The organism is Bhargavaea cecembensis (assembly GCF_001619585.1).
In the GTDB taxonomy this organism is placed as follows: domain Bacteria; phylum Bacillota; class Bacilli; order Bacillales_A; family Planococcaceae; genus Bhargavaea; species Bhargavaea cecembensis_A.
Window position 1 is genome coordinate 93772 of the sequence record NZ_LQNT01000011.1, and the last position, 23799, is coordinate 117570.

A 23799-nucleotide genomic window follows, 5' to 3' on the forward strand; every position below is an offset into this window, starting at 1 on the left:
TGCAATTGTTATTATAGCACGCGTTATCAGGAAGTCAAAGGTTAAATGAAAATGATTATCATTTAGATTAGAATGATTATCATCTGATATATTACTGCCGAAGTTAGTTTTTTCAGAAAGTCGTTTTTCCCTGTCGCTCGGTCAAAAATCCACTGCTTCAACCTTGAGTACATACAAAAAAACCGCAGCGGCCGGCTGCGGTTTTTGCTGATCTTTTTATTGCTGCGGAATTTCGACGGCAGAGTCGATGACTTCCTGAGGAATCTCGATCTTCTCAATGCCGTTGATGTTCGAGTAGGCTGTCTTCGAGTCGATGTCGATGTTGACTGCCTCGCCCTGCTCTTCGATCGTCATCGACATGACCATATTCATCGCGGTCATGTTGAACGATTCCTTATCGACATAAATCTCGTACTCAAGTTCGTTGATGTTCATGTTTTCGAGGGCCTGCTGCTCTTCTTCGCCCATCTGCTCGAGTGCTTCGGGAGGAAGCTGCTCTTGAAGCGTCTGTTTGATCAGCTCGTTGAACTTTTCGCCGTCGGCCGTCAGCTTCAGGATGTACTCGTCCTCGTTCTGCTCGAACTTCATATCCTTGGCGTATTCCTGCAGCTGCTCAAGCTGTTCCGACGGCTCAGGCTGCTGGGTCAGCTGGTCCAGTCCAGGAATGGCTCCGGTCATTTTCATCCACTGTCCTGCTTGAGGGTCAAGCATGTACATCGTGCCGTCTTCGGTCACATAGGCTTCAATCTCCATCGACATTTCTTCATTGTCCGGGGCGCTCATGGACATGGTGCCCTTCTGATGCAGCGCGAGCGGCTCAAGTGTCATTTGCATATCCATGTCGGTGTTTGTGTTCATCTCCACTTCCTGGGAAGGGATTGAAATCTTCTGGTCCATTTCGACAGCTGCTTCGGCACTCTTCATCTCTTGGGAAGCACTCAGCGTTTTTTCATAGACTTCCTCTGCCGTCAGGTCACTCTGCTTTTCTTCCGGGGTGCCTTCCGTCGGCTCGGCCGTTTCGCCGCACGCCGCCAGACCGAGTGTCAGGGTTCCGGCCGCCATGGCCATCAAGAGTTTCTTCATATAGAATTACCGCCTCTCTGGTTTGGGTACAGTCCGTAATACGGCAACATTCGTGGTAAAGTTCCGTTTTTTTGAAGAAACCCAACGAAAGTCCTATCCCTCTTCCGAATTCTTCTTAATTCGGCTATAATAACGGAAATCGAAATATCTTCATGGAGGGTCCCATGCTGAAGCAATTCTTCTCTTATTATAAACCGCATAAGCGGCTGTTCATGATCGACTTTTCAAGCGCGGTTTTCGTCGCACTGCTTAAGCTCGCCTTTCCCGTTGCCGTGCAGTGGTTCATCGATGAACTGCTCCCGACCGGCGACTGGGGCCGGATCGTCTGGATCAGCCTGCTGTTGCTCGGGGTCTACCTCCTCAGCACGTTCCTGCAGTTTGTCGTTTCCTACCTGGGCCACAAGCTCGGAGTGAACATTGAAACGGACATGCGGCAGCAGCTGTTCGATCATGTACAGCGCCAGTCGTTCCGCTTTTTCGACGACCTGTTCGATATCGGTGAACTTGCCCATCACGGACCGGAAGACATTTTCATCGCCATCATGACAATCATCGGTGCGTTCTCGATCATGTACACGATCAATCCGGAGCTCGCGCTGATCACGATCGTCATGATTCCGTTCCTCGTCGCAGTGATCACATTCTGCAACACGAAGATGAACAAGGCATGGCGCAACATGTACAGCCGGATTGCCGATGTAAATGCCCGCGTCGAGGACAGCGTGTCCGGGGTCCGGGTCGTGCAGTCCTTCACGAACGAGTCATTCGAGATGAAGCGATTCCGGAAAGACAACGGAAGTTTCAGGCTGGCTAAAATCGCAGCCTATAAAGTGATGGCCTGGACGCACTCCAGCATGTACATGATGACCCGGCTCGTTACACTGCTTGTCCTCGTGGTGGGCGCCTGGTTCACCTTTAACGGCCGGCTGTCCTATGGTGAGCTCGTCAGCTTCGTGCTGTTCGTCAATGTGCTCATTAAACCGGTCGATAAGATCGCGGCGCTTCTGGAGATGTATCCGAAAGGCATGGCCGGATTCCGGCGGTTCCGTGAACTGCTGGATGAGGAGCCGGAAGTGATCGACAGTCCGGATGCCGTTGAAGTTTCCAGGCTGAACGGCAACATCCGCTTTGACCGGGTGTCGTTCCGGTATGACGGATCCAAGCCGGTGCTGAATGACATTAGCCTGTCCATCCGCTTCGGGCAGACCGTCGCGTTTGTCGGGCCGTCCGGTGCCGGCAAGACGACCATCTGCTCGCTGATCCCTCGCTTCTATGACGTCGACGGCGGGGCGATCACCATTGATGGCATCGACGTGAGGGACATGACGATGAAGTCACTGCGCTCACAGATCGGCATCGTGCAGCAGGATGTGTTCCTCTTCACCGGCACCATTTTTGAAAACATTGCCTACGGCAAACTCGGTGCGACTGAAGAGGAAGTTTACCGGGCCGCCCGCAAGGCCCATTTGGAAGAGTTCATCTCCGATCTTCCCGATGGTTACGAAACGCAGATCGGCGAGCGCGGCCTCAAGCTTTCCGGCGGCCAGAAACAGCGGCTCGCCATCGCCCGGATGTTCCTGAAAAACCCGCCGATCCTTATCCTTGATGAGGCCACTTCGGCCCTCGACACCGAGACGGAGCGGATCATACAAAGATCCCTCGAGGAGCTGTCCGAAAACCGGACGACTTTGGTCATCGCCCACCGTCTCGCAACGATCCGAAACGCCGACCGTGTTGTTGTCGTGACAAAGGACGGCATTGCGGAAGACGGAGGCTATGATGAACTCGTCCGCAAAGGCGGCGTCTTCGCCAACCTCCACAACATCCAGTTCCAGGAAGCCTGATTCACCCCCCTGCCCGAAGAGGGCAGGGGATTTTTCATTTCACGCCACGCTCTCAACATAGAAGAATTCAGATTGGAGTGGTATACTATTACGGTTATCATTTTTTAGGAGGTCCTGAACGTTGAACACCACCCATGCGTCCGACAGAAAGCGGACGATTATATATGTAGCCATCTTCCTGCTCGTTGCCATTATCGGCCTTGCTTATGTAAAGTGGCTTCCATATGTTGATAAAAGCATCACCGCCATCACGACCCAGTCAATCGGTGATTCGATTCTCGGGGATCCGGCAGATGCCGGAACATTCTCCTGGGAAAGCACATGGTCTTACACGGTCACGTACTTCCTGGCGGTCTGGAAAGCGGCTGTTCTCGGGATTGTCCTCGGTTCGCTCGTCCAGGTGCTGATTCCGTCGGACTGGCTTCTGCGCACTCTCGGAAAGACATCATTCGGCAGTACGGCCATCGGCGGCCTGACGAGCCTTCCGGGCATGATGTGCACCTGCTGTGCGGCCCCCGTGGCAGCAGGCCTCCGGAAAAAGAACGTCTCAATCGGAGCGGCCCTTGCTTTCTGGCTCGGCAATCCCGTCCTGAACCCGGCCGTCCTCATCTTCATGACGTTCGTCCTTTCCTGGGAATTCACGCTGCTCCGTGCCGTATTCGGCATCGTGCTCGTATTCGGAATCAGCTACCTGGCGAACCGCTTCGCCCCTCAGCCGGCTCCGGAAGAACTCGCCCGGAAGGTGGAAGAAGCGGAAACGGCGCTTGCACCGGAAGAAGGAAGCTTCCTTTCACGCTGGCTAAAGAGCATGGGCAGGTTGGCACTCTTCATTATCCCGGCCTACTTTATCTCGGTTCTGCTCATTGCGGCAGTCCGCCCATGGCTCTTCCCGCTGCTTGACAGCGCATCCGGGAACACGCTGCTCATGATCCTGCTCTTCGCGATCGGCGGCATGCTGTTCGTCATCCCGACCGCCGCGGAAATCCCGATCATCCAAACTTTCATGTCCGCCGGGCTTGGCACCGGACCTGCCGCCGCCCTTCTTATCACCCTGCCGGCCATCAGCCTGCCGTCACTGATCCTCGTCTCCGGCGCGTTCCCGAGGAAAGTCCTCTGGTTCGTCGCCGGAGCGGTCATCCTGCTCGGCGTCCTATGCGGGCTCGTCGGCATGTGGGTACTGTAATAGTGGATCGTAGTGTTATGAGTTAATGGAAATCCCGCTCCGGGTGACGGAGCGGGATTTTTGATTGGGGCACTCCTTAATCCATATCGGGGGGCTCTTACTCCAAGTCAGGGGCACCTTACTCCATATTGGCAGCTCTTACTCCAAATTAGGCAGCCTTACTCCAAATCTGACGGTCTTGCTTCAAATCTCCGGCCCTTGTTACAACTCGCCGGCCCTTATTGCAACTCCACACTCCTTATTGCAACTCCTCCCCTTATGCCGACTCCCATCCCATAAGAAAAACCCGCTGCCTTCCCGGCAGCGGGTTTCAGAGTTTCTTCTATTAAAAAGATGCGGTTTCCATGTAGTTTGGTTTGAGCAGTCCGCTTTCGATCTCTTCGACGAAGTGGCAGGCGGCTTCGTGGCCCTGTTTCATGCCATCGTGTGTTTTGAGTTCAGGCACGTCGACACGGCATTTATCCTGGGCAAACGGGCATCGGGTGTGGAAGCGGCAGCCCGTCGGCGGGTCGATCGGAGAAGGCACGTCGCCCCGGAGGACGATGTGTTCCCGCTCCCGCTCCGGATCCGGCACAGGAATGGCTGACAGGAGCGCCTTCGTATACGGGTGTTTCGGGCTATCGAAGATCGAGTGCTTGTCCCCGATCTCCATGATTTTCCCGAGGTACATGACGATCACGCGGTCCGAAATATGGCGGACGACGCCGAGGTCGTGGGAGATGAACAGATAGGTCAGACCATACTCATCCTGCAGCTCTTCCAGCAGGTTCAGCACCTGGGCCTGGATGGAGACGTCCAGCGCCGAAACGGCTTCGTCACAGATGATGAGTTTCGGATTCACCGACAGCGCACGGGCGATGCCGATCCGCTGGCGCTGGCCGCCCGAGAATTCGTGCGGATAGCGGTCCGCCTGGCTGCCGTTCAGCCCAACCGTCTCCAACAGTTCGATGATCCGCTTGCGGCGTTCCTTCCTCGGCAGCACGTTCTGGATTTCCATCGCTTCGTTGAGGACATCCGAGATCGACTGGCGCGGGTTGATCGAGGCATACGGGTCCTGGAAGATGATCTGGAGATCCTTCCGGTATTTCCGCATTTCCGATGTGGACAGGGAAGCAAGGTCGGTGCCTTCGAAGTACACCTTGCCGTCAGACGGCTCCTCAAGTCGCAGGATGGCGCGGCCGGTTGTGGATTTCCCGCACCCGGATTCACCGACGATGCTGACGGTTTCTCCCTCATAGACAGTGAAGCTGATATCATCGACTGCCTTGACATGGTTGACCGTGCGGCCGAAGAAGCCGCCCTTGATCGGGAAGTGCTGCTTCAGTCCTTCAACCTTGAGCAATTCTCTTTTCTCCAAAGACATCCACCTCCTTCGGCCCTGGCCATTCTTCATCATAGATCCAGCAGCGTACCTGGTTGCCTTCCCCGTCATCAAACAGATCAGGCAGTTTTTCGCGGCACAGGTCTGTTGCCGCCGGGCAGCGCGGCGAGAACCGGCAGCCTTTCGGCATATTGAACGGTGACGGAACGATGCCATGGATCGGGACAAGTTTTTCCTGATCCGCGTCAGGACGCGGCAGCGATTTCAGCAGGCCGACCGTATACGGATGACGCGGCTTGCGGAACAGTGTCCGCACATCGCTGTATTCAACCACCTGTCCGGCATACATGACCGCGACATAATCGCACGTTTCCGCAACGACGCCGAGGTCGTGGGTGATGAGAATCACAGACATGCCGAGGCGATTCTGAAGATCCCTTATGAGGCCCAGAATCTGTGCCTGGATTGTCACGTCGAGCGCGGTTGTCGGCTCGTCCGCGACCAGAACCTCCGGATTGCAGGCCAGGGCCATCGCGATCATGACACGCTGGCGCATCCCGCCGGACAGTTCATAAGGATATTGCGTGACACGCTTTTCCGGAGATGGGATGCCGACCAGCTTCAGCAGGTCGACGGATTTGGCCATTGCCTGTTTTTTATTCATGCCCTGGTGAGTCGTTAGGGATTCCGAAATCTGCTGGCCGACCGTGAAGACCGGGTTCAGTGAAGTCATCGGTTCCTGGAAAATCATCGAGATCTGGTTTCCCCGGATGCTCCGCATTTTCTTTTCCGAGAAATCAAGGAGATTCTCGCCTTTATAACGGATTTCACCGTCGACCACTTTGCCGTTTTCCGCAAGGAGCCGAAGGATCGACAGAGAAGTGATACTCTTGCCGGACCCCGACTCGCCTACGATTCCTAATGTTTTACCTTTCGGGACGGAGAAGCTCACGCCGTCAACGGCTTTGACTTCCCCCTCGTCCGTGAAGAAAGAGGTGCGCAGGCCGCGCACATCCAAAATCGTTTCTTCCAATTGTTCTTTCCTCCTTAGGCCGTTGGCCGGGACCGATCAGTTCAGGTCGATCCGCTTGTTGAGCAATTTATATGAGATATCTACGATCAGGTTAACGAAGACGAACAGGACTGAGAGGACCAGTACGGCACCTTGAACAATCGGGAAGTCCCGCTGGGTGATGGCCTGTACCGTCAGACGGCCCATGCCGTTGATGGCGAAGATCGTCTCTGTCAGGACCGCGCCGCCGAGGAAGCCGCCGAATTCAAGGCCGACAACCGTGACGACCGGGATGAGTGCGTTCTTGAGCGCGTGCCGGTACGTGACGATTCGGTCGGTGAGGCCCTTGGCCCGTGCAGTCCGGATATAGTCCTGGTTGATGACTTCAAGCATCGAAGACCGGGTCATGCGGGCGATGATCGCCGCGCCGCCCGTTCCGAGCGTGATGACCGGCAGGATGACCTGCCGCCAGCTGTCGCCCCAGCCGGACGGGCGCAACTTCGCCCACTCCGGCAGCCAGTCCCCGCCGATGGCGAACCAGTCGATGAGCACAAGGCCAAGCCAGAAGTTCGGCATGGACAGGCCGAACAGCGCGACAATCATGATGGCCGTGTCGGCCAGCGTATAGCGCCGGACGGCCGAGATGATCCCCGCCATCAGTCCGAGGAAGACGGCGAGGACGGTGGCATAGAATGATAATTCCACCGTGACCCAGAAGCGGGCTGCGATCTCATCCGAAACGGCACGGCCGCTCCGGACGGAATTGCCGAGGTCGCCCTGAAGGACGCCACTCATATAGTTGAAGTATTGGACATGAATCGGGTCATTCAGGCCGAGCCGTTCCTCAATCTGTCTGACTGTCTGCTCCGATGCACCTTCCCCTGCGATGATCTGGGCCGGGTTGCCCGGGATCAGATGCATCAGGGAGAAGACGAGAATGGAGACACCGATGAGCACCGGAATGGTCTGAAGGACCCGCCGGATGATGTATTTTAGCATTTCGCTTCTCCCTCCTTATTTGTTCGCTTTCGGGTCAAGCGCATCGCGCAGCCCGTCACCGAAGATATTGAATGCAAGTACGACGAGGACGATGGCGATCCCCGGAATCAGAATCATGTGCGGCGACTCCGCCATGTACGAACGTCCGGCAGAGAGCATCGCGCCCCACTCCGGTGTCGGCGGCTGCGCGCCGAGGCCGAGGAATGACAGTCCGGCGGCAGTCAGGACCGCAGTCGCGATTCGGAGCGTTGCCTGGACGATGATCGGTGACAGAACGTTCGGCAGGACGTGCTTGAAGATGATTCTGAAGTCGGAAGCACCGAGCGCCCTCATGGCGTCGATATATTCAAGTTTCCGGACCGACAGAGTGGATCCGCGCACGATCCGCGCAAAAGCCGGGACCGAGAAAATCCCGATTGCGATGATCATGTTCTGGATGCTGCCGCCGAGTACACTCACGATGGCGAGCGCGAGGAGAATCCCCGGGAAGGCTAACAGGACGTCCATCAGACGCATGATGACCGTATCAATTTTACCGCCATAATAACCGGCAATAATTCCGAACAGGACACCAATGATTCCGCCGATCATCACCGAGACGAACCCGACAATCAGTGTCAGGCCCGTCCCGTAGATAATCCTGGAAAAGATGTCTCGCCCATAGTTGTCAGTCCCGAACCAGTGCTCCGCGGACGGAGGCTGGAGCTTGTTGGTGATGTCCGTGGCGTTCGGGTCTGTGTTGACAAGCATCGGCCCGAAGATGGCCACCAAGATGAAAAACAGCACAACAATCCCGCCTACAAGGGCCGACTTGTTCTTTTTGAACCGTTTCCAAAAGCCCTTGTAGAGTTCGAGACGAGGATTGTAAGCCTTTTCACTCCCGGTGGCTCCGGCTGTTTGCTCAGACATAGTAATCCCTCTTTCCCCAAGACGGCAATGAAATTCCGCCTTTTTCTCAATATCTATAATCGATAGTCTACCATGAATAGTGCAAATTCGACACATGAATTTAAATACGGAAAAGTACAAAAATATAATAATTTTTGATACTATTAAATTACCTTTTTCCTCTCTACTGGGTTGAAGCGCGAAAGAGTTCATACATTTATATCAACTCTATAGCGTTTTCACCGGGCGGCTATTGTCATCAACATTTTGATATGGTATATTCTTTCTGAATATTGCGGTCGATTGCGCAATATCAAAACAACATAATAGGGGGAGAATTTGCATGAAGAATAAGCGCAGCTCATTGTTGCTCTTGATCCTGCTGCTCGTCGTCTCCATGTTCCTCGCGGCGTGTGCCGGCGGCGGAGATGACAGCGCTTCCGACAGTGGCACTGATAACGGCAGCAAGGACGAAGAGGGCACAACTGAAGGCGGCGGCGAAGGCGGCGACCTCATTCTCGCAGTCCTTTCCGATGCTTCTTCGCTTGATCCGGCCGGATCAAACGATGTTCCGTCCTCCAACATCCAGGCGAATGTTTTTGAAACTCTTGTCAACCGCAACGATGACAACGAGATCGAGCCTGGCCTTGCGACGGAATGGAACGCAATCGACGACACAACTTGGGAGTTCAAGCTCCAGGAAGGCGTTAAATTCCATGACGGCGAAGAGTTCAACGCAGAAGCAGTCAAGAAAAGCCTTGACCGCGTACGCGATCCTGAAATCGCATCTCCTCGCTTCTTCCTCTTCGAGATGATTGAGAGCGTGGATGTCGTGGACGACTACACTGTCCAGATCAAGACAGCGTATCCGTTCGCACCGCTTCTTGCCCACCTGTCCCATAACGGCGGCAGCATCATCAGCCCTAAGTCCATCGAAGAGGACTACGCGGCTATGGAAAACGGCGAAGAACCGGGTTCCGTCATCTCCGAGAACCCTGTAGGCACCGGCTTCTTCAAGTTTGAAAGCTGGAACCCAGGTTCCGAGGTCAAACTCGTGAAAAACGAAGACTACTGGAACGAACCGGCAAAGGTCGACTCCGTCACATTCAAGGTCGTCCCTGAAGCAGCGACACGTGTAGCCGAGCTCGAAACAGGCAACGCACACATCATCGACCCGGTTCAGCCGAATGAAGTTCAGCAGATCAACGATTCCGGCAACGGAACGGTCCACCAAAAGCCATCTTCGAGCCTCTCGTATATCGGCTTCAATACGGAAAAAGAACCTTTCAACGACGTTCGCGTGCGCCAGGCGATCTCGATGCTCGTAAACAAGGAAGACATCATCTCCGGCATTTACGAAGGCTTCGGCATCCCGGCGAAAGGTCCTCTGGCACCTGGAATCTTCGGCTATAACGAAGACGCCAAGCCGATCGAGTACAATGTTGAAGAAGCGAAAAAGCTGCTTGAAGAAGCCGGCTACGCTGACGGCTTCTCTACAAGCATCTGGACGAACGACAACCCGCAGCGCGTCGACGCAGCGGTCCTTCTCCAGCAAGAGCTGAAGAAAGTCAATATCGAAGTCAAGATCGAACAAATGGAATTCGGTACGTACCTCGACCAGACGGCTGCCGGCGAGCATGACATGTTCATCCTCGGCTGGTCCAACCCGACAGGCGATGCGGACTACGGCATGTATGCCCTCTTCCACTCGTCGCAGAAGGGTGACCCGGGCAACCGCTCGTTCTACGAGAACCCTGAAGTCGACAAACTCCTTGACGAAGGCCGCCAGGAAACAGATCCTGAAGCCCGCCAGGAAATCTACAACAAGGTTCAGGAACACCTGATCGAAGACGCACCGATGGTCTACATCCACCACCAGGAATACCTGACAGGCCTTGCAAATGGCGTCGAAGGCTTTGATATCGACACTTCCGGTATCTACCAGCTGAAGAACGTCACTCTGTCCGAGTAATCCAAAAAGCGCCCTCCCGCAATTGCGGGAAGGCGCTTTTGTTTTGATAGGAGGAACTCATGAACTTTGCAGGTTTGCAAACGCTCTCTTCATTTTTGCCTGTTTATGGCCGGTGAATCCCTATTGTTCACCTCAAGTTTGTGTGATATATTTCAGAAATATCGCATTAGCCATAATTAGCGGTAAGAAAAGGGGGATTACACCATGAGAAAAAAATCACATTTGCTCCTGATCCTGACTCTCGTACTGTCCATGTTCCTTGCGGCATGTGCAGGCGGCGGCCAGGAAGACACCGGCGCTGAAACCGGCAACGGTGATGACGGAACAGCTACAGGAGGCGACCTGGTCCTGGCAGTCCTGTCCGATGCTTCGACACTGGACCCACAGGGCTCGAACGATGTTCCGTCCAACAATATCCACAATAACCTGTTCGACACCCTTGTCGAACTGAACGAAGACAATGAAATCGTCCCAAGCCTGGCAACAGAATGGGATACGATCGATGAGACGACTTGGGAGTTCAAGCTCCGTGAAGGAGTCAAATTCCACGACGGCACAGACTTCACCGCTGAAGCGGTCAAGAAGACCTTCGACCGTGTACGCGACCCTGAAGTCGCATCCGGCAAGGCCTATCTGTATGAAATGATCGAGAGTGTTGAAGTCATCGACGATTACACCGTCCAGTTCAAGACAGCTTATCCGTTCTCTCCGCTCCTCTCCCACCTGTCCCACTCCGGCGGTGCCATCATCAGCCCCAAGCTGATCGATGAAGACTATGCCGCGATGGAAAACGGTGAAGAGCCGGGCTCGGCCATCAACCAGCATCCGGTCGGCACCGGATTCTTCAAGTTTGAAAGCTGGGATCCGGGCGTCGCAGTCAAGCTCGTGAATAACGAAGACTACTGGGACGGCGCGCCTAAGGTGGACTCCGTCACGTTCAAGGTCATTCCTGAAAGCGCGACACGCCTTGCAGAACTTGAAACCGGAAATGCCCATATCATCGACCCGCTTCAGCCGAACGAAGTGGCACAGATCGAAAGCGGTGATTACGGAACCGTCAACACGCAGCTTTCCCGCGCCCTGTCGTTTGTCGGCTTCAACACAGAAAAAGAACCGTTCAATGATGTCCGCGTCCGCCAAGCCATCTCGATGATGATCGACAACGAAGAAATCGTGAACGGCATCTATGACGGACATGGTTTGCCGGCACACGGCCCGCTGGCCCCTGGCACCTTTGCCTACGATGAAAACATCGAAGGTCTCGGCTACAATCCGGAAGAAGCGAAAAAGCTGCTCGAGGAAGCGGGCTATGGCGATGGTTTCGAGACGACCATCATCACCAATGACAACCCTCAGCGAATCGATATCGCCGTCCTCCTCCAGCAGAAGCTGAAGGAACTGAACATCGATGTCAAAGTCGAGCAGATGGAGTTCGGCTCTTACCTCGAAACACTGACAGCAGGAGACCAGGACATGTACCAGCTGGGCTGGTCCAATGCGACCGGCGATGCTGACAATGGACTCTACTCCCTCTTCCACTCTTCGCAGAAAGGGACAGGAGCGAACAAAGCATTCTACGGCAATGACGAAGTCGACAAGCTTCTGGATGCCGGCCGCGCGGAAATCGATGAAGCGAAGCGCAAAGAGATCTACGACCAGCTTCAGCAGATTCTGATTGAGGAAGCTCCGATTTCCTATATTCACCATCAGGAGTACCTGACCGGTGTTGCCAACAATGTTAAAGGATTCAGCGTCGATCCTAGCGGCTACTATCAGCTGAAAGACGTCACGCTGAACTGATGATACAGAAAACTCCCTCCCGTTTTTTTCGGGAGGGAGTTTTTTCTGTTGCAAATTATTCTTCAGGCGGAGCGAGGAAATCACTGAAGCGGTTCCGGTCGGCCTCCCTGATTTCAACGTCCATGAGTGTCCCATCTTCCGTATACTCGGTCTCTTTTACATCTGCATGCTCATTCAGGTACGAGACGACCTCTCCGCGGCCGAATGGAATCAGCAGCCTGACCCGGACGTAGTCTCCGAAGATTTTCGAAGCGATCATCCCGATGAGCTCACTGATGTCGCCGGAATCCTTCGCGGAAATCCAGATACTGTTCCCTTGTCTTCTTGGATGCTCCAGATCCGCAAGATCAGACTTGTTGTAAACGTGCACTTCCGGGATTCCTTCGATGCCGATGTCGGCAAGTGTGTCTTCTGTGACGTCCATCATGTAGCGGTGCTCAGGATGCGATACATCGACGACATGGAGCAGAAGGTCTGCATCTGCCGCCTCCTCAAGTGTCGAGCGGAACGCCTTCACCAGGTGGTGAGGAAGCTTCCCGACGAATCCGACTGTGTCAGTCAGAAGAAACTCCCGATTATCCTGCAGATGAATGTTGCGCACCGATGTATCCAGTGTTGCAAACAGCATGTCCCGCTCGAGCACATGCCTGCCCGCCCCGTCCCCGATGCCTGCAAGCATCGAGTTCATGATCGTCGACTTGCCCGCATTCGTATAGCCGACCAGCGAGACGACCGGCACGTCTCGTTTGACCCGCCGCTTCCGCTGCGTCTCGCGGTGGCTCTTCACCGATTCCAGCTCGCGGCGGAGGCGGGCGATCTGGTCTTCAATCCTCCGGCGGTCGAGCTCCAGCTTGGTTTCACCCGGCCCGCGGGTTGCCACGCCGCCGCCCGTCGATCCGGCCTGCCGGCTAAGCGAGGCGCGCAGGCCGACGAGGCGCGGCAGCATGTATTGCAGCTGTGCCAGTTCCACCTGGAGCTGGGCCTCACGGGTTTTTGCCCTTCTTGCGAAGATATCCAGGATCAGCATCGTCCGGTCGATCACCTTTGTATCAAGCTCCGTTTCCAGGTTCCGGATCTGTGAAGGTGACAGCTCATCGTTGAAAATGACGAGATTGGAATCCGTCTCATCGTGGAACATCAGGATCTCCTTCACCTTTCCGGAGCCAATGTAATGGCTCGGGTTCGGGCGCTCGAGATTTTGCGTGACCGTGCCGGAAACTTCCACACCGCAAGCCTCCGCAAGGCTTGCCAGTTCCTCCATCGAATAATCGAACTGCTCATCGTCGTCAAGACGGACGCCGACGAGCACGGCCCGTTCCAGTATTTCTTCCATTGAAATCCCTCCAGTTGTGGCTGCCTGTGCTCAGTATACCCTTCCTGCAGGACTTCAGCGCGTTCCATCGAGGGTGATGGCGACATCAGTCAGGCGCTCATGTCCCTCTCCCTGACTAAAAACAAGTTCGGCATTTTCAAGCACCAGCCGGTTGCCCTTCGGCTGGCTTAGTCCAAGCATTTCAGCCCAGCGGCCTGCTGCCGCCTCCGGCTCCCTGACCCTGAAAACGGCCTCCGTGATGTGGGATGCCAGGTTTTCTTTTGGCATCGTCCCTGACGCGAGCAACTGCTCCATCCTTGCATCGTCCTCCACTCCCCAGTCGATAAAGAATGGATTAGGCAGACCATCACCAATCTCCTCGTCAATGAAGAGCAACTTCCACTCCAACAGATTTCCCGATGCCGTCCTGCGTGAAGCCTCCTGCACGCCGGTTGTCCGGAAACCTTTTTCATGCAACTTCTTTTCAAACTGATACAAATTTCCCGGCCTCAGGCAAATCGTCCCCCACCCAGGACCGTACGCCGTCAGGTCATGAACGAGAAGGCGTGCCAAGGGCTGAGTGCTCATTTCCGCAATTTCCGGTTTTTCGACGGACAGCGCTTCAATATAGGCATTCCGTGCATAATAGAGCGCATTCTGTGTGCCCCACTGCTCATGCCGGCCGCCAGGCGCACCGTTCATTCCCTGTTCTTTCCAGACTGCCGCATCCTCCACAGGCGTCCGTTTGCTGAAATACACGACATGATCTAGTTTCAAACTGCTCTCCCCTTTCTATTTTTTTCGACAAACTTAGTCATAAAGTCCTAACTTTTCCGTCAATTTCCGATTTAGCCTTGAAGCCCCCGTTCATCTTCGTTACCCTCGGGTATACATCTATTATGTAACCTCTACATAATAAAAACCAAATTAACAGAAGGAGAGGAACATGGACAGTTCAAACTGGAAAAACCCAGTCTTTATCGTATCCGCACTATTTATCCTGGCCCTGATCATCGTCGGTGGGGTGGTACCGAATGCATTCGCTTCCGCAGCCTCTGTTGTCTACGACTTCATGATTGACACATTCAGCTGGTTCTACCTGCTGGCCGTCTTCATCTTTATCGTTTTCCTGCTGGGACTCGCACTCAGCAAATACGGCAGGATCCGCCTGGGTGCCGAAGACGAGAAGCCCGAGTTCTCGTTTTTCACTTGGATCGCCATGCTATTTTCGGCGGGATTCGGTGCGGGCCTTGTGTTCTGGGGCGTAGCCGAACCAATGAGCCATATGTACAACCCGGCTTTTGAAGATCTCGAGCCGATGACGGAAGAAACCGCCCGGAATGCCATGGGCTACTCAATTTTCCACTGGGGCATGCACCAGTGGGCGATGTTCACACTCACTGGCCTGGTCATCGCCTTTCTCCAATTCAGGAAAAAGAGGAACGGTCTCATCTCGACTGCCCTCGAGCCGGTCACAGGATCCTCGAAGCCAGTCAAGACGGCGATCGATATTTTCTCCGTCATCGCAACCATCATGGGGATGGCCACGTCAATCGGTTTGGGCGTGCTCCAGATGAACGGCGGGCTCAATGCCGTCGCCGGCATTGAGATTTCCCCTTATGTCCAGCTGGGCATCATCGCCGTCATGATGGTCGCCTATCTGCTGTCGTCAACAACGGGGCTGCACCGGGGAATTCGCTATCTCAGTAACCTCAACCTCGGACTTGCTCTCGGACTTTTACTTTTCACCTTCTTCGCAGGACCGACCGTCTTTATCCTTGAGACCTTTATCGTCGGACTAGGTGACTATATTACCAACTTTGTCCAGTATAGCCTCCGGATGGAGCCTTACAAGGACCGTCTCTGGGTCCAGGAATGGACGGTCTTCTACTGGGCATGGGTCATGGCCTGGTCGCCGTTTATCGGAGCGTTTGTTGCACGCGTCTCCCGTGGCCGGACCATCCGTGAATTCATCACCGGCACGCTGATCATCCCTCCTGCAATCGCCATGTTCTGGATGGCAGTATTCGGCGGCACAGCCATCCATAGTGACTTGAACAACGGCACCAACATTGCGGAATTGGTCAATGAAGACGTCACGACTGCCCTCTTCACGATGTTCGACCAGACTTTGCCGCTGCCGGGACTGCTTTCGGTTCTTGCCATCCTGCTGATCTTTACCTTTATTGTGACATCCGCCGACTCGGCCACGTATATCCTGGCCAGCATGACGTCAGGCGGAACGCTGAATCCGAAGATGCCGGCCAAGCTGATCTGGGGCATTCTTATGGGGGCCATCGCAGGAGTCCTGCTCTTTACGGGCGGCATCAACGGCCTTGAAACCGCATCACTCGCCTCGGCACTTCCGTTTGGCATCATCCTTATCATGCTGATGTTCTCCATGATCATCCTTCTAAAGAGAGAACCGCTGCCGGTCAACAAACGGGAACTGCGCCGCTTCCAGCACCTCGAGAACCTGTCGAAAAAAGAAAAAGTCGATCGAACAACGAAATAAAACAGATCCGATCCGGTCTTATGGCCGGATCGGTTTTTTTCCTATTAAAATAACCGGAAAGCCAGTCGGCTTCCCGGTTGTGTTGTTCACTTGTCCTCGCGTTCGAGCAGCTCAAGAGATTCTGTGAATTCACGCTCGATCTCTTCGTTCGGACGGTAGGTCGCATTACTGACCAGCACCGCCACGAGCAGGCTAAGGAGGAATCCTGGAACAATCTCATAGAGCGTATCGGAGAGGGCATCGATGTTGCCCCAGATCATGACGACGATCGCACCGGTGATCATAGCCCATAGTGCCCCCTGGGATGTGAGCTTGCGCCAGTACAGCGAAAGCAGGACGACCGGGCCGAATGCGGCCCCAAAGCCGGCCCACGCGAACGATACCAGCTTCAGAATCGTGTCGTTCTGTTCCCAGGACAGGGCGAATGCCACAAGCGAAACGAACAGGACTGCAAGACGGCCGTACAGAACATAGGTCTTGTCTTCAGCATCCGACTTGATGACTGCCTTATACAAATCCTCAACCAGCGCGGAAGACGTGACAATCAGCTGGGATGAGATTGTACTCATGACTGCCGCTAGTACCGCTGAAAGGATGATCCCCGCAATAAACGGATGGAAAATGACCTGCCCCATTTCAATAAAGATGGCTTCCGGATCGGTCAGCGTCAGTTGCGGATTCTGCTGGAAATACGCGTATCCGACAAGTGCCGTCAGCAAAGCACCGATCAGGCTCAGCATCATCCAGCCGATTCCGATCCGGCGGGCGGAACGGGTCTCCTTGACAGAACTGATCGCCATGAATCGGACGATGATATGCGGCTGGCCGAAATAGCCGAGCCCCCAGGCGAGCGAGGAGATGACTCCCGCTGCCGTCGTGCCTGCAATAAGGCTCAGGTGTTCCGGTTTGGCTTCACGGATCGTGCTGATGGTCTCAGCCGGTCCGCCCGTCAGGAAGACGCCGACAACCGGCACCATGATCAGTGCCAGGAACATGATGATGCCCTGAACAAAGTCCGTATAGCTGACTGCGAGGAACCCGCCGAACAACGTGTAGGCCACAACGACAAGAGAAACGATGATCAGACCGGTATGATAATTCAGGCCAAACGAGCTCTCGAAGAAGACACCGCCCGCGACCATTCCGGAAGATACATAGAATGTGAAGAATATCAGGATGATCAGTCCGGAAGCAATCCGCAGAAACGGCGAACGGTCCTTAAGACGGCTCTGCAAATAGCTCGGGATGGTGATTGAGTTGCTTGAAACCTGTGTGTATGTACGGAGCCGTGGTGCAACATAAAGCCAGTTCAGAAACGCACCGGTGGTCAGGCCGACCCCAATCCAGATCTCCCCCAGCCCTGCAAGATAGATGGCCCCCGGGAACCCCATGAGCAGCCATCCGGACATGTCTGCCGCACCGGCACTGAGTGCAGTGACCGCGGGTCCGAGCGAGCGGCCGCCGAGCATGTAATCCGTGAGGTTGGCAGTTTTTCTGTAGGCGTACCAGCCGATAAGCAGCATAGCCACCATGTAGATAACGATTGCGAGTAATTTGAAAGTAGTATCTGACACAATCTCACTCCCCCTTCTGTAACCCATCCTAACATAAGACCTGAGCCTATATGACTGCCAATTTGGAGAAATGAGAAATCAGTAGAAGAAAAGAGATGATACTGGCGAAAAAGTGGAAATAAGCAAACTGACTCTCCATTATTTCCCGGGAAATCGACTGGGGATGACAAAGAGAGTGTCGGTTGATGCCCCCTGAACAAATGCTTGATGAAACAGTCCGAATGGCGGAAGTAACTGTCCGTTAAGTAGACTTTAGGTCAAGGTTTAACCTCCTTATCCAAGGGAATTCCCTTGGATAAGGAGGCGATCCAGCATGCCATGGAATGATCAGGATTATCCGGACTCGTTCAAGAACCTGGACGAGCCGGTCAGGGAGAAAGCGATCGAGATTGCCAACGCCCTCGTGCGTGACGGCTATGAAGACAGCCGTGCCATCCCGATCGCGATGGACCAGGCGCGCGAATACGTACACGGAGACGATGACGACGGAAGGCAGGTATACGAAGTCAGGGAAGACGGAGAAGAATGGGTGCTCAGCAAAAAAGGAAGCGACCGCGCCATTCTGCGTGAGGACACAAAAGATGACCTTCTCGAGAAAGCCAAGCCGCGTGTCAATGACAGCAATGGGGTGCTGAAAATTTATAAGGGCGATGGCGAACTTGAAGATACGCTTTATGAAGGGTGAAGACCGCATGGGATGCGGTCTTTTTCTTTGCATATAATTTTGAGAAGACGCTGATTAACTTCAGCGAGACGTTGCTTTAGTTCATTGTGACGTTGACATACTACTGCACGAAAAAAGGCCGTCCCGGGTTCCATGCAGGGACGGCCTTTCCATTATTTTGCCCCGATTCCGGTGCGTTCCTCGGACATCTCGCGGAGCTTGAATTTCTGGATCTTGCCTGATGCGGTCATCGGATATTCGTCGATGAACTCGATGTAGCGGGGAATCTTGTGGTAGGAAATCTTCCCTTTGCAGAACTCGCGGACCGACTCTTCCGTCTCCTCCGCGCCCGCTTTCAGGATGATCCAGGCCATCAGTTCTTCACCGTACTTCGGATCTGGCACACCGACAACCTGGACGTCACTCACGGACGGATGCGTATAGAGGAATTCCTCGATTTCGCGCGGATAAATGTTTTCCCCGCCGCGGATCACCATGTCCTTGATGCGGCCCGTAATGTCGAGGTAGCCGTCTTTGTCCATCACGGCGATGTCGCCGGTATGGAGCCAGCCGTCTTCATCGATCGCCATCCGGGTCGCCTCTTCATTGTTATAGTAACCCTTCATCACGTGATAGCCGCGTGTGCACAACTCGCCGGGCTCCCCCTGGGCAACTTCCTTTCCGGTCACCGGGTCGATGATCTTCACTTCGACATGCGGATGCGGCTTGCCGACCGTTGCCACACGCTTCTCGATCGGATCATCCGTCGTGGTCTGCGTGATGACCGGAGAGGATTCCGTCTGGCCATAGCAGATCGTGATTTCCTCGGCGCCCATTTCGTTGATGACCTGTTTCATCACTTCGATCGGACAGGTCGAGCCGGCCATGATGCCGGTCCTGAGTGTCGATGTGTCAAAGCTCTTGAACTCCGGATGCTGGAGCTCTGCTATGAACATCGTCGGCACGCCGTTAAGCGCTGTACACTTCTCATCCTGCACAACCTTCAGTACGGTCAGCGGGTTAAACTGCTCGATAATGACAGAGGTGGACGCATGTGTCACTGCGGTCAAAGTACTGAGGACGCAGCCGAAGCAGTGGAAAAACGGCACCGGAATGCACAGGCGATCCTTCTCGGTCAACTTCATCCGGTCACCGATCAGTTGTGCGTTATTGACGATGTTGTTGTGAGTCAGCATGACGCCCTTCGGGAAGCCCGTCGTTCCCGACGTGTACTGCATATTGATGGCGTCATCCGGGTCAAGAGACCGGAATACTTCTTCCAGTTCCTCATCTGATACCCCGTCAGCCTTCGCCTCGAACTCCGACCACTTGAACATCCCCGGTTCATCGCGCTCCGTCATGAGGATGAGACGCTTCAGGTTCGGGAGGCTCTTGCATATGATCTCGCCCTTTTCCGAGACTTCCGCCTCCGGGCATACCTGCCGGACGATATCGATATAGCTCGTCCCCTTGAAGCCCTCATCCAGGATGAGTGTTGTCGACTCTGACTGCTTCAGCAGGTACTCGAGTTCCGCTGCCTGATAGTTGGTATTTACCGTCACGAGCACGGCCCCCATCTTGCCGCTCGCGAACTGGCTCAGAAACCACTGGCGCTTGTTGTCACTCCAGATGGCCACATGTTCCCCTTTTTTGATCCCCATCCCGAGATACGCTTTCGCCAGACGGTCCGTCTCTTCGTCGAATTCCCGGTACGTTTTCCGGATTCCGTGCTCCGGATAAACGTAGGCTTCCACATCAGGAAACTCCCGTGCCTTGTCCCGTACCACTTCTCCGACGGTTTTATTGAGCAGTGCCATCCAAACGCCCCCTTGAAATCGTTTTCAACAGTATGTTACCACATTTTTCAGAGGGTTTAGAAACTTTATTGAAGACGATAGACCAGAAAAACACGCCGCTCCCTAAGGACGGCGTGTCCATCGTTATCGTTATCGAACACTCAGGTGCTCATCGTGGGTCTGCACCGGATGTGCACGGCCCCTCTCATCCATGTAGACCAGGTGACTGCGGTTCAGTTTTGTCGGAGAATCGACGCCGGCCGCAGCGGCGATGCGGAAAAGCCCTTCGCGCATCGTGAGGATGTAATTTGTGACACGGTATTTTTTCTCGTCGACGACAAGTGCGCGCTGAAGGTCCTCGTCGGTTGTGGCGACACCTGCAGGACATTCGTTCGTATGGCATTTCAGCGCCATGATGCATCCGACGGAAATCATGAAGCCGCGGGCCACCTGGACAAGATCCGCTCCAAGTGCGAGCGCGATGGCCGCTTTATCGGGTGTGGTAATCTTGCCGGAGGCGATGATCTTCACCCGGTCGCGGACACCATGCTCGCGGAGAGAGTCATCGAGGATCGTGAGCGCCGTCTTGATCGGGAGGCCGAGGCTGTCCGCCAGATCCTGGTAAGTCGCGCCTGAACCGCCTTCCGATCCGTCGACCGAGATAAAGTCGGGGCCTTTTCCGGTCTTCTGCATCCAATTCGCCAGTTCATCGGCTTCACTCTTGCTGCCGATGACCACCTTGATGCCGACCGGCTTCCCCCCGACCTCACGAATATGGCCAATGAATTCGAACATCGACGGATAATCATCGAACTCGCGGAACCGGTTCGGGCTGTTGATTGTCGTGTACGGCTCGACGGTCCGGATTTTTGCGATCTCTTCTGTTACTTTCGAGCCTTCGACGTGCCCGCCGCGCATCTTTGCACCCTGTGCAAGCTTCAATTCAAATGCCCGGACATTCGGGATGGCGGCCTTTTCTTTCACCTTTTCGATATCAAACTCCCCGTCCGGGGTCCGATAGCCGAACAGGCCGGAGCTGATCTGCGCGATGATTTCCGGTCCGCCTGACAAGTGATAGTCTGACAGGCCGCCTTCGCCGGTGTTCATCCAGGCGCCTTTCGCCATGCCGATGCCCTTCGACAGTGCGGTGATGGCGTTTTTGCCGAGTGACCCGAAACTCATCGCCGACTGGCCAAGCAGGCTGCGCACATGGAACGGCTCACGGCAATCCGGCCCGATCACGACTGCGTCATCCGGCGGCAGCAGCCAAGGCAGCGCCGGAATATCCTTCATATGCTCACGGCGGGTGAACAGTCCCTCATCGTCGATCACATAGTGGCGGGTGTCGACAAGGTCAGCGTTGTCCACACGCATCTCTTCATTCTGCTTGGTGAACATCGCGTTCCGGATGTAATATCCGGGTTCATCAAAATCCCTCTTTGAACCGAATCCGATCAGCGAGCTTTTGTACTTGCCCGGAAGCACCATATGCAGGTACTCCTCCCGGCTGAACGGCTTTCCGCTGTTGTCATCCGAGAACAGGTATTGCCTGAACTCCGGTCCCGTCTTCTCAAGAAAATAGCGGACCCGCCCGAGAATCGGGAAATTCCGCAGGATTGAGTGCTGCTTCTGCCCGCGGTCATAGAAAAATAGCCAGATCAGTGTTGCGATCGGTACAATGATCAGCAAAATAAACAGGATCATCGCCGTCAGCGACACATTTTCAAAAAAAGAGCTCATCCTCCGTTCTCTCCTTTCAATATGTATTTTCCGTTGGTGCAGACCTCAGAAATTGTTTACCCTAAAACTCTTTTGATAAGCTAGGGTGTATGCATGACTACATAAACATGAAAGGGGTCTTATAGTTGGTTATCGATCTTCTTGCCTCCCACTCCTCCGTCCGCGATTACGAGGATGAAACGCTCAGCCGTGAAACGGTCGAGCGGCTCGTCAGCGCCGGCCAGCACGCGGCGAGTTCTCATTTTGTCCAAGCCTATTCTGTCATTCACGTAACGGATCCGGCAAAGCGTCAGGCACTTGCGGAGCTTTCGAAAAACCCCAAACAATTCCTGAATGCCGGTGCGGCACTGATCTTCTGCATGGACTTCCGCCGGCTGGAAGCGGCGGCGGCCCTTCAGGACGAGAACATCGTCTATTCGAACGCCGAAGCACTCGTCGTCGGCGTGACCGATACCGCATTGTTCGCGCAGAACGTCGCCGTTGCTGCTGAATCGGAAGGCTACGGCATCTGCTATATCGGCGGCGTCCGCAACGCACCCGAAGAAATCAGCGAAGTTCTCGGCCTGCCGAAAGGCGTCGCGCCGCTTTACGGAATGACGATCGGGGTGCCGAAGTTCCGCAATGAAGTAAAACCGCGTCTGCCTGTAAGCGCTGTGCTGCATGAGAATGAGTACAATAGTCAAAAGTATGAAGAGCAGCTTCCGGAATACGACCGGACGATGAATGACTACTACCTGAACCGCGGAAGCAACCGGAAAGACGCCACATGGTCAGGCGACATGGCCGAATTCCTGAAGTCACCGCGCCGTATGCACCTGAAGGAATTCCTCGGAAAACAAGGGTTCCGATTCGAGTAAGGATCGACGCGAGCTCCCCATCTCCCTTCAGAAAGGAGGACAACCGTTGGAATTTGAAGAGATGATCGATGCACTTGCGTCCCGCTTGGCGAACGGCACGCTGGTCAAGGCGACAATCAGCCAGCCCCGCCTCAAATCCGAGGAGCTGAAGCGCATCAGGCTGAAACCCGTCGAGCTTCGTGGAGAGCTCCATATCCAGTTTGAATACCAGTACGAACGCATCCTGAAGCACGAAAACGTGCCGGCCGGAGTAGTACGCCCCGTCCTGGACGGCATGCTCCGAAATTTCCGCCAGATGCAGGCAACCTTCACCGGCGAAGAAGTGCAGATCAGGCTCTCGAAGAAGCTGAAGGTTTCCTGGAAGACCGAACAGTCCGAAACGAAAGCGGCACCGAACCTCTCCCACAACCGCAAAAAGCAGTACATCCTAGAGGAAGGGACACCGTACCCGTTCCTCGTGCGGCTCGGCGTGCAGACCGAGGACGGGACAGTGAAAAAAGGGAAAATGGACAAGTTCCGGCAGATTAACCGGTTTACCGAGTACATCTCCGACAGCCTTTCCCATCTGCCGACGGACCGTACCATCCGGATCCTCGACTTTGGTTCGGGCAAGTCGTATCTCACGTTCGCCCTTTACCACTACCTGAGGGTCGAAAAAGAACTCGACGTCAGGGTGACCGGTCTCGATCTGAAAAAGGAAGTGATCGAAGAATGCTGGCAGATCGCATCCGATCTGGGCTATGGGGATGACCTTGAGTTTCTTGTCGGTGACATTAACGACTACAATGACGAGACGGCGGTCGACATGGTCGTGACGCTGCATGCCTGCGATGTCGCGACTGATATGGCGCTTGCCCGCGCGGTTCGCTGGGATGCAGATGTCATCCTGAGCGTGCCGTGCTGCCAGCACGAGCTGTTCGGCCAGCTGGATGCGCCGGAACTCGGTGTCATGCTCCAGCACGGCCTCATCAAAGAGCGCTTCGCGGCGCTCGCGACCGACTCGATCCGGGCAGAACTGCTGGGATTGCTCGGATACGAGGCTCAGCTGCTGGAATTCATCGACATGGCCCATACGCCTAAAAACATCATGATCCGCGCCTACAAGACCGGACGGACTCCGGACACGGCAAGGGTAACGCATTACAAAGCATTCCGGGATATGCTGGGCGCAGAACCATTCATGGAGCGGGAACTGAAAAACGAACTCGCCCCGGTCCTCGACTGAGGACATCAACACTG

Annotated in this window: 17 protein-coding genes and 1 pseudogene; 8 read left to right on the forward strand and 10 right to left on the reverse strand. The window is 54.7% G+C overall.

What is annotated here, in order from left to right:
- Positions 1 to 216 precede the first annotated feature (216 nt).
- Positions 217 to 1083 (reverse strand): DUF6612 family protein, encoded by an 867-nt coding sequence (locus AV656_RS11065; protein ID WP_063181944.1) that lies wholly within the window; start codon positions 1081 to 1083, stop codon positions 217 to 219.
- A 164-nt stretch (positions 1084 to 1247) separates the two neighbouring features.
- Here AV656_RS11065 and AV656_RS11070 point away from each other — a divergent pair, with 164 nt between their 5' ends.
- Together AV656_RS11070 and AV656_RS11075 are read left to right on the forward strand one after the other, a co-directional pair.
- Entirely contained in the window at positions 1248 to 2927 is a 1680-nt protein-coding gene (locus AV656_RS11070) for an ABC transporter ATP-binding protein (protein ID WP_063181946.1), read from the forward strand.
- Between the two features lie 121 nt (positions 2928 to 3048).
- Complete coding sequence (locus AV656_RS11075; RefSeq protein ID WP_063181948.1) at positions 3049 to 4110, forward strand: permease; 1062 nt, start codon at positions 3049 to 3051, stop codon at positions 4108 to 4110.
- A 325-nt stretch (positions 4111 to 4435) separates the two neighbouring features.
- Here AV656_RS11075 and AV656_RS11080 read toward each other — a convergent pair whose 3' ends face one another.
- From AV656_RS11080 to nikC, 4 genes are read right to left on the reverse strand one after another with little or no spacing between them, the layout of a single operon-like run.
- Positions 4436 to 5467: an ABC transporter ATP-binding protein gene (locus AV656_RS11080; RefSeq protein ID WP_419865557.1), complete on the reverse strand. Its 1032-nt coding sequence runs from the start codon at positions 5465 to 5467 to the stop codon at positions 4436 to 4438.
- Complete coding sequence (locus AV656_RS11085; protein ID WP_063181952.1) at positions 5439 to 6464, reverse strand: ABC transporter ATP-binding protein; 1026 nt, start codon at positions 6462 to 6464, stop codon at positions 5439 to 5441. The genes AV656_RS11080 and AV656_RS11085 overlap by 29 nt, the downstream gene beginning before the upstream one ends.
- 36 nt (positions 6465 to 6500) lie before the next feature.
- On the reverse strand, positions 6501 to 7442 hold the full coding sequence (locus AV656_RS11090; protein ID WP_063181954.1) for an ABC transporter permease: 942 nt from the start codon (positions 7440 to 7442) through the stop codon (positions 6501 to 6503).
- A gap of 15 nt (positions 7443 to 7457) precedes the next feature.
- Positions 7458 to 8351 carry a nickel transporter permease gene (nikC, locus tag AV656_RS11095; protein WP_063181956.1) on the reverse strand — a complete coding sequence of 298 codons (894 nt, stop codon included), beginning with the start codon at positions 8349 to 8351 and terminating at the stop codon, positions 7458 to 7460.
- 322 nt (positions 8352 to 8673) lie between these two features.
- Between nikC and AV656_RS11100 the strand changes: the two genes are divergently transcribed.
- Entirely contained in the window at positions 8674 to 10302 is a 1629-nt protein-coding gene (locus AV656_RS11100) for a glutathione ABC transporter substrate-binding protein (RefSeq protein ID WP_063181958.1), read from the forward strand.
- A 204-nt stretch (positions 10303 to 10506) separates the two neighbouring features.
- A complete protein-coding gene (locus tag AV656_RS11105) occupies positions 10507 to 12102 on the forward strand; it encodes a glutathione ABC transporter substrate-binding protein (protein ID WP_063181960.1) in 1596 nt (531 codons plus the stop codon).
- Between the two features lie 55 nt (positions 12103 to 12157).
- Here AV656_RS11105 and hflX read toward each other — a convergent pair whose 3' ends face one another.
- On the reverse strand, positions 12158 to 13435 hold the full coding sequence (gene hflX / locus AV656_RS11110) for a GTPase HflX (RefSeq protein WP_063181962.1): 1278 nt from the start codon (positions 13433 to 13435) through the stop codon (positions 12158 to 12160).
- Positions 13436 to 13489: 54 nt separating this feature from the next.
- Entirely contained in the window at positions 13490 to 14191 is a 702-nt protein-coding gene (locus AV656_RS11115; protein WP_063181964.1) for a VOC family protein, read from the reverse strand.
- Positions 14192 to 14360: 169 nt separating this feature from the next.
- Between AV656_RS11115 and AV656_RS11120 the strand changes: the two genes are divergently transcribed.
- Entirely contained in the window at positions 14361 to 15929 is a 1569-nt protein-coding gene (locus AV656_RS11120) for a BCCT family transporter (protein WP_063181965.1), read from the forward strand.
- 86 nt (positions 15930 to 16015) lie between these two features.
- Here the strand turns inward: AV656_RS11120 and putP are convergent, their stop codons facing one another.
- Complete coding sequence (gene putP, locus AV656_RS11125; RefSeq protein WP_063181967.1) at positions 16016 to 17503, reverse strand: sodium/proline symporter PutP; 1488 nt, start codon at positions 17501 to 17503, stop codon at positions 16016 to 16018.
- A 313-nt stretch (positions 17504 to 17816) separates the two neighbouring features.
- Between putP and AV656_RS11130 the strand changes: the two genes are divergently transcribed.
- Positions 17817 to 18188, forward strand: a complete 372-nt coding sequence (locus tag AV656_RS11130; protein WP_063181969.1) for a DUF2188 domain-containing protein — start codon at positions 17817 to 17819, stop codon at positions 18186 to 18188.
- Positions 18189 to 18340: 152 nt separating this feature from the next.
- Here AV656_RS11130 and AV656_RS11135 read toward each other — a convergent pair.
- Positions 18341 to 19987 (reverse strand): annotated as a pseudogene (locus tag AV656_RS11135) (AMP-binding protein); the annotation flags it as partial.
- A gap of 126 nt (positions 19988 to 20113) precedes the next feature.
- Complete coding sequence (locus AV656_RS11140; RefSeq protein ID WP_156484852.1) at positions 20114 to 21703, reverse strand: FMN-binding glutamate synthase family protein; 1590 nt, start codon at positions 21701 to 21703, stop codon at positions 20114 to 20116.
- Positions 21704 to 21828: 125 nt separating this feature from the next.
- Between AV656_RS11140 and nfsA the strand changes: the two genes are divergently transcribed.
- Together nfsA and AV656_RS11150 are read left to right on the forward strand one after the other, a co-directional pair.
- Positions 21829 to 22560 (forward strand): oxygen-insensitive NADPH nitroreductase, encoded by a 732-nt coding sequence (nfsA, locus tag AV656_RS11145; RefSeq protein ID WP_063181972.1) that lies wholly within the window; start codon positions 21829 to 21831, stop codon positions 22558 to 22560.
- A 46-nt stretch (positions 22561 to 22606) separates the two neighbouring features.
- Complete coding sequence (locus AV656_RS11150; RefSeq protein WP_063181973.1) at positions 22607 to 23785, forward strand: class I SAM-dependent methyltransferase; 1179 nt, start codon at positions 22607 to 22609, stop codon at positions 23783 to 23785.
- Positions 23786 to 23799 lie beyond the last annotated feature (14 nt).

Excerpts from the sequence above, each read along its gene's own strand:
- AV656_RS11065 (WP_063181944.1), bottom strand. The coding sequence starts at position 1,083 with ATGAAGAAACTCTTGATGGCCATGGCGGCCGGAACCCTGACACTCGGT.
- AV656_RS11070 (WP_063181946.1), top strand. The coding sequence starts at position 1,248 with ATGCTGAAGCAATTCTTCTCTTATTATAAACCGCATAAGCGGCTGTTC.
- AV656_RS11090 (WP_063181954.1), bottom strand. The coding sequence starts at position 7,442 with ATGCTAAAATACATCATCCGGCGGGTCCTTCAGACCATTCCGGTGCTC.
- nikC (WP_063181956.1), bottom strand. The coding sequence starts at position 8,351 with ATGTCTGAGCAAACAGCCGGAGCCACCGGGAGTGAAAAGGCTTACAAT.
- AV656_RS11100 (WP_063181958.1), top strand. The coding sequence starts at position 8,674 with ATGAAGAATAAGCGCAGCTCATTGTTGCTCTTGATCCTGCTGCTCGTC.
- AV656_RS11105 (WP_063181960.1), top strand. The coding sequence starts at position 10,507 with ATGAGAAAAAAATCACATTTGCTCCTGATCCTGACTCTCGTACTGTCC.
- hflX (WP_063181962.1), bottom strand. The coding sequence starts at position 13,435 with ATGGAAGAAATACTGGAACGGGCCGTGCTCGTCGGCGTCCGTCTTGAC.
- AV656_RS11120 (WP_063181965.1), top strand. The coding sequence starts at position 14,361 with ATGGACAGTTCAAACTGGAAAAACCCAGTCTTTATCGTATCCGCACTA.
- AV656_RS11130 (WP_063181969.1), top strand. The coding sequence starts at position 17,817 with ATGCCATGGAATGATCAGGATTATCCGGACTCGTTCAAGAACCTGGAC.
- AV656_RS11140 (WP_156484852.1), bottom strand. The coding sequence starts at position 21,703 with ATGAGCTCTTTTTTTGAAAATGTGTCGCTGACGGCGATGATCCTGTTT.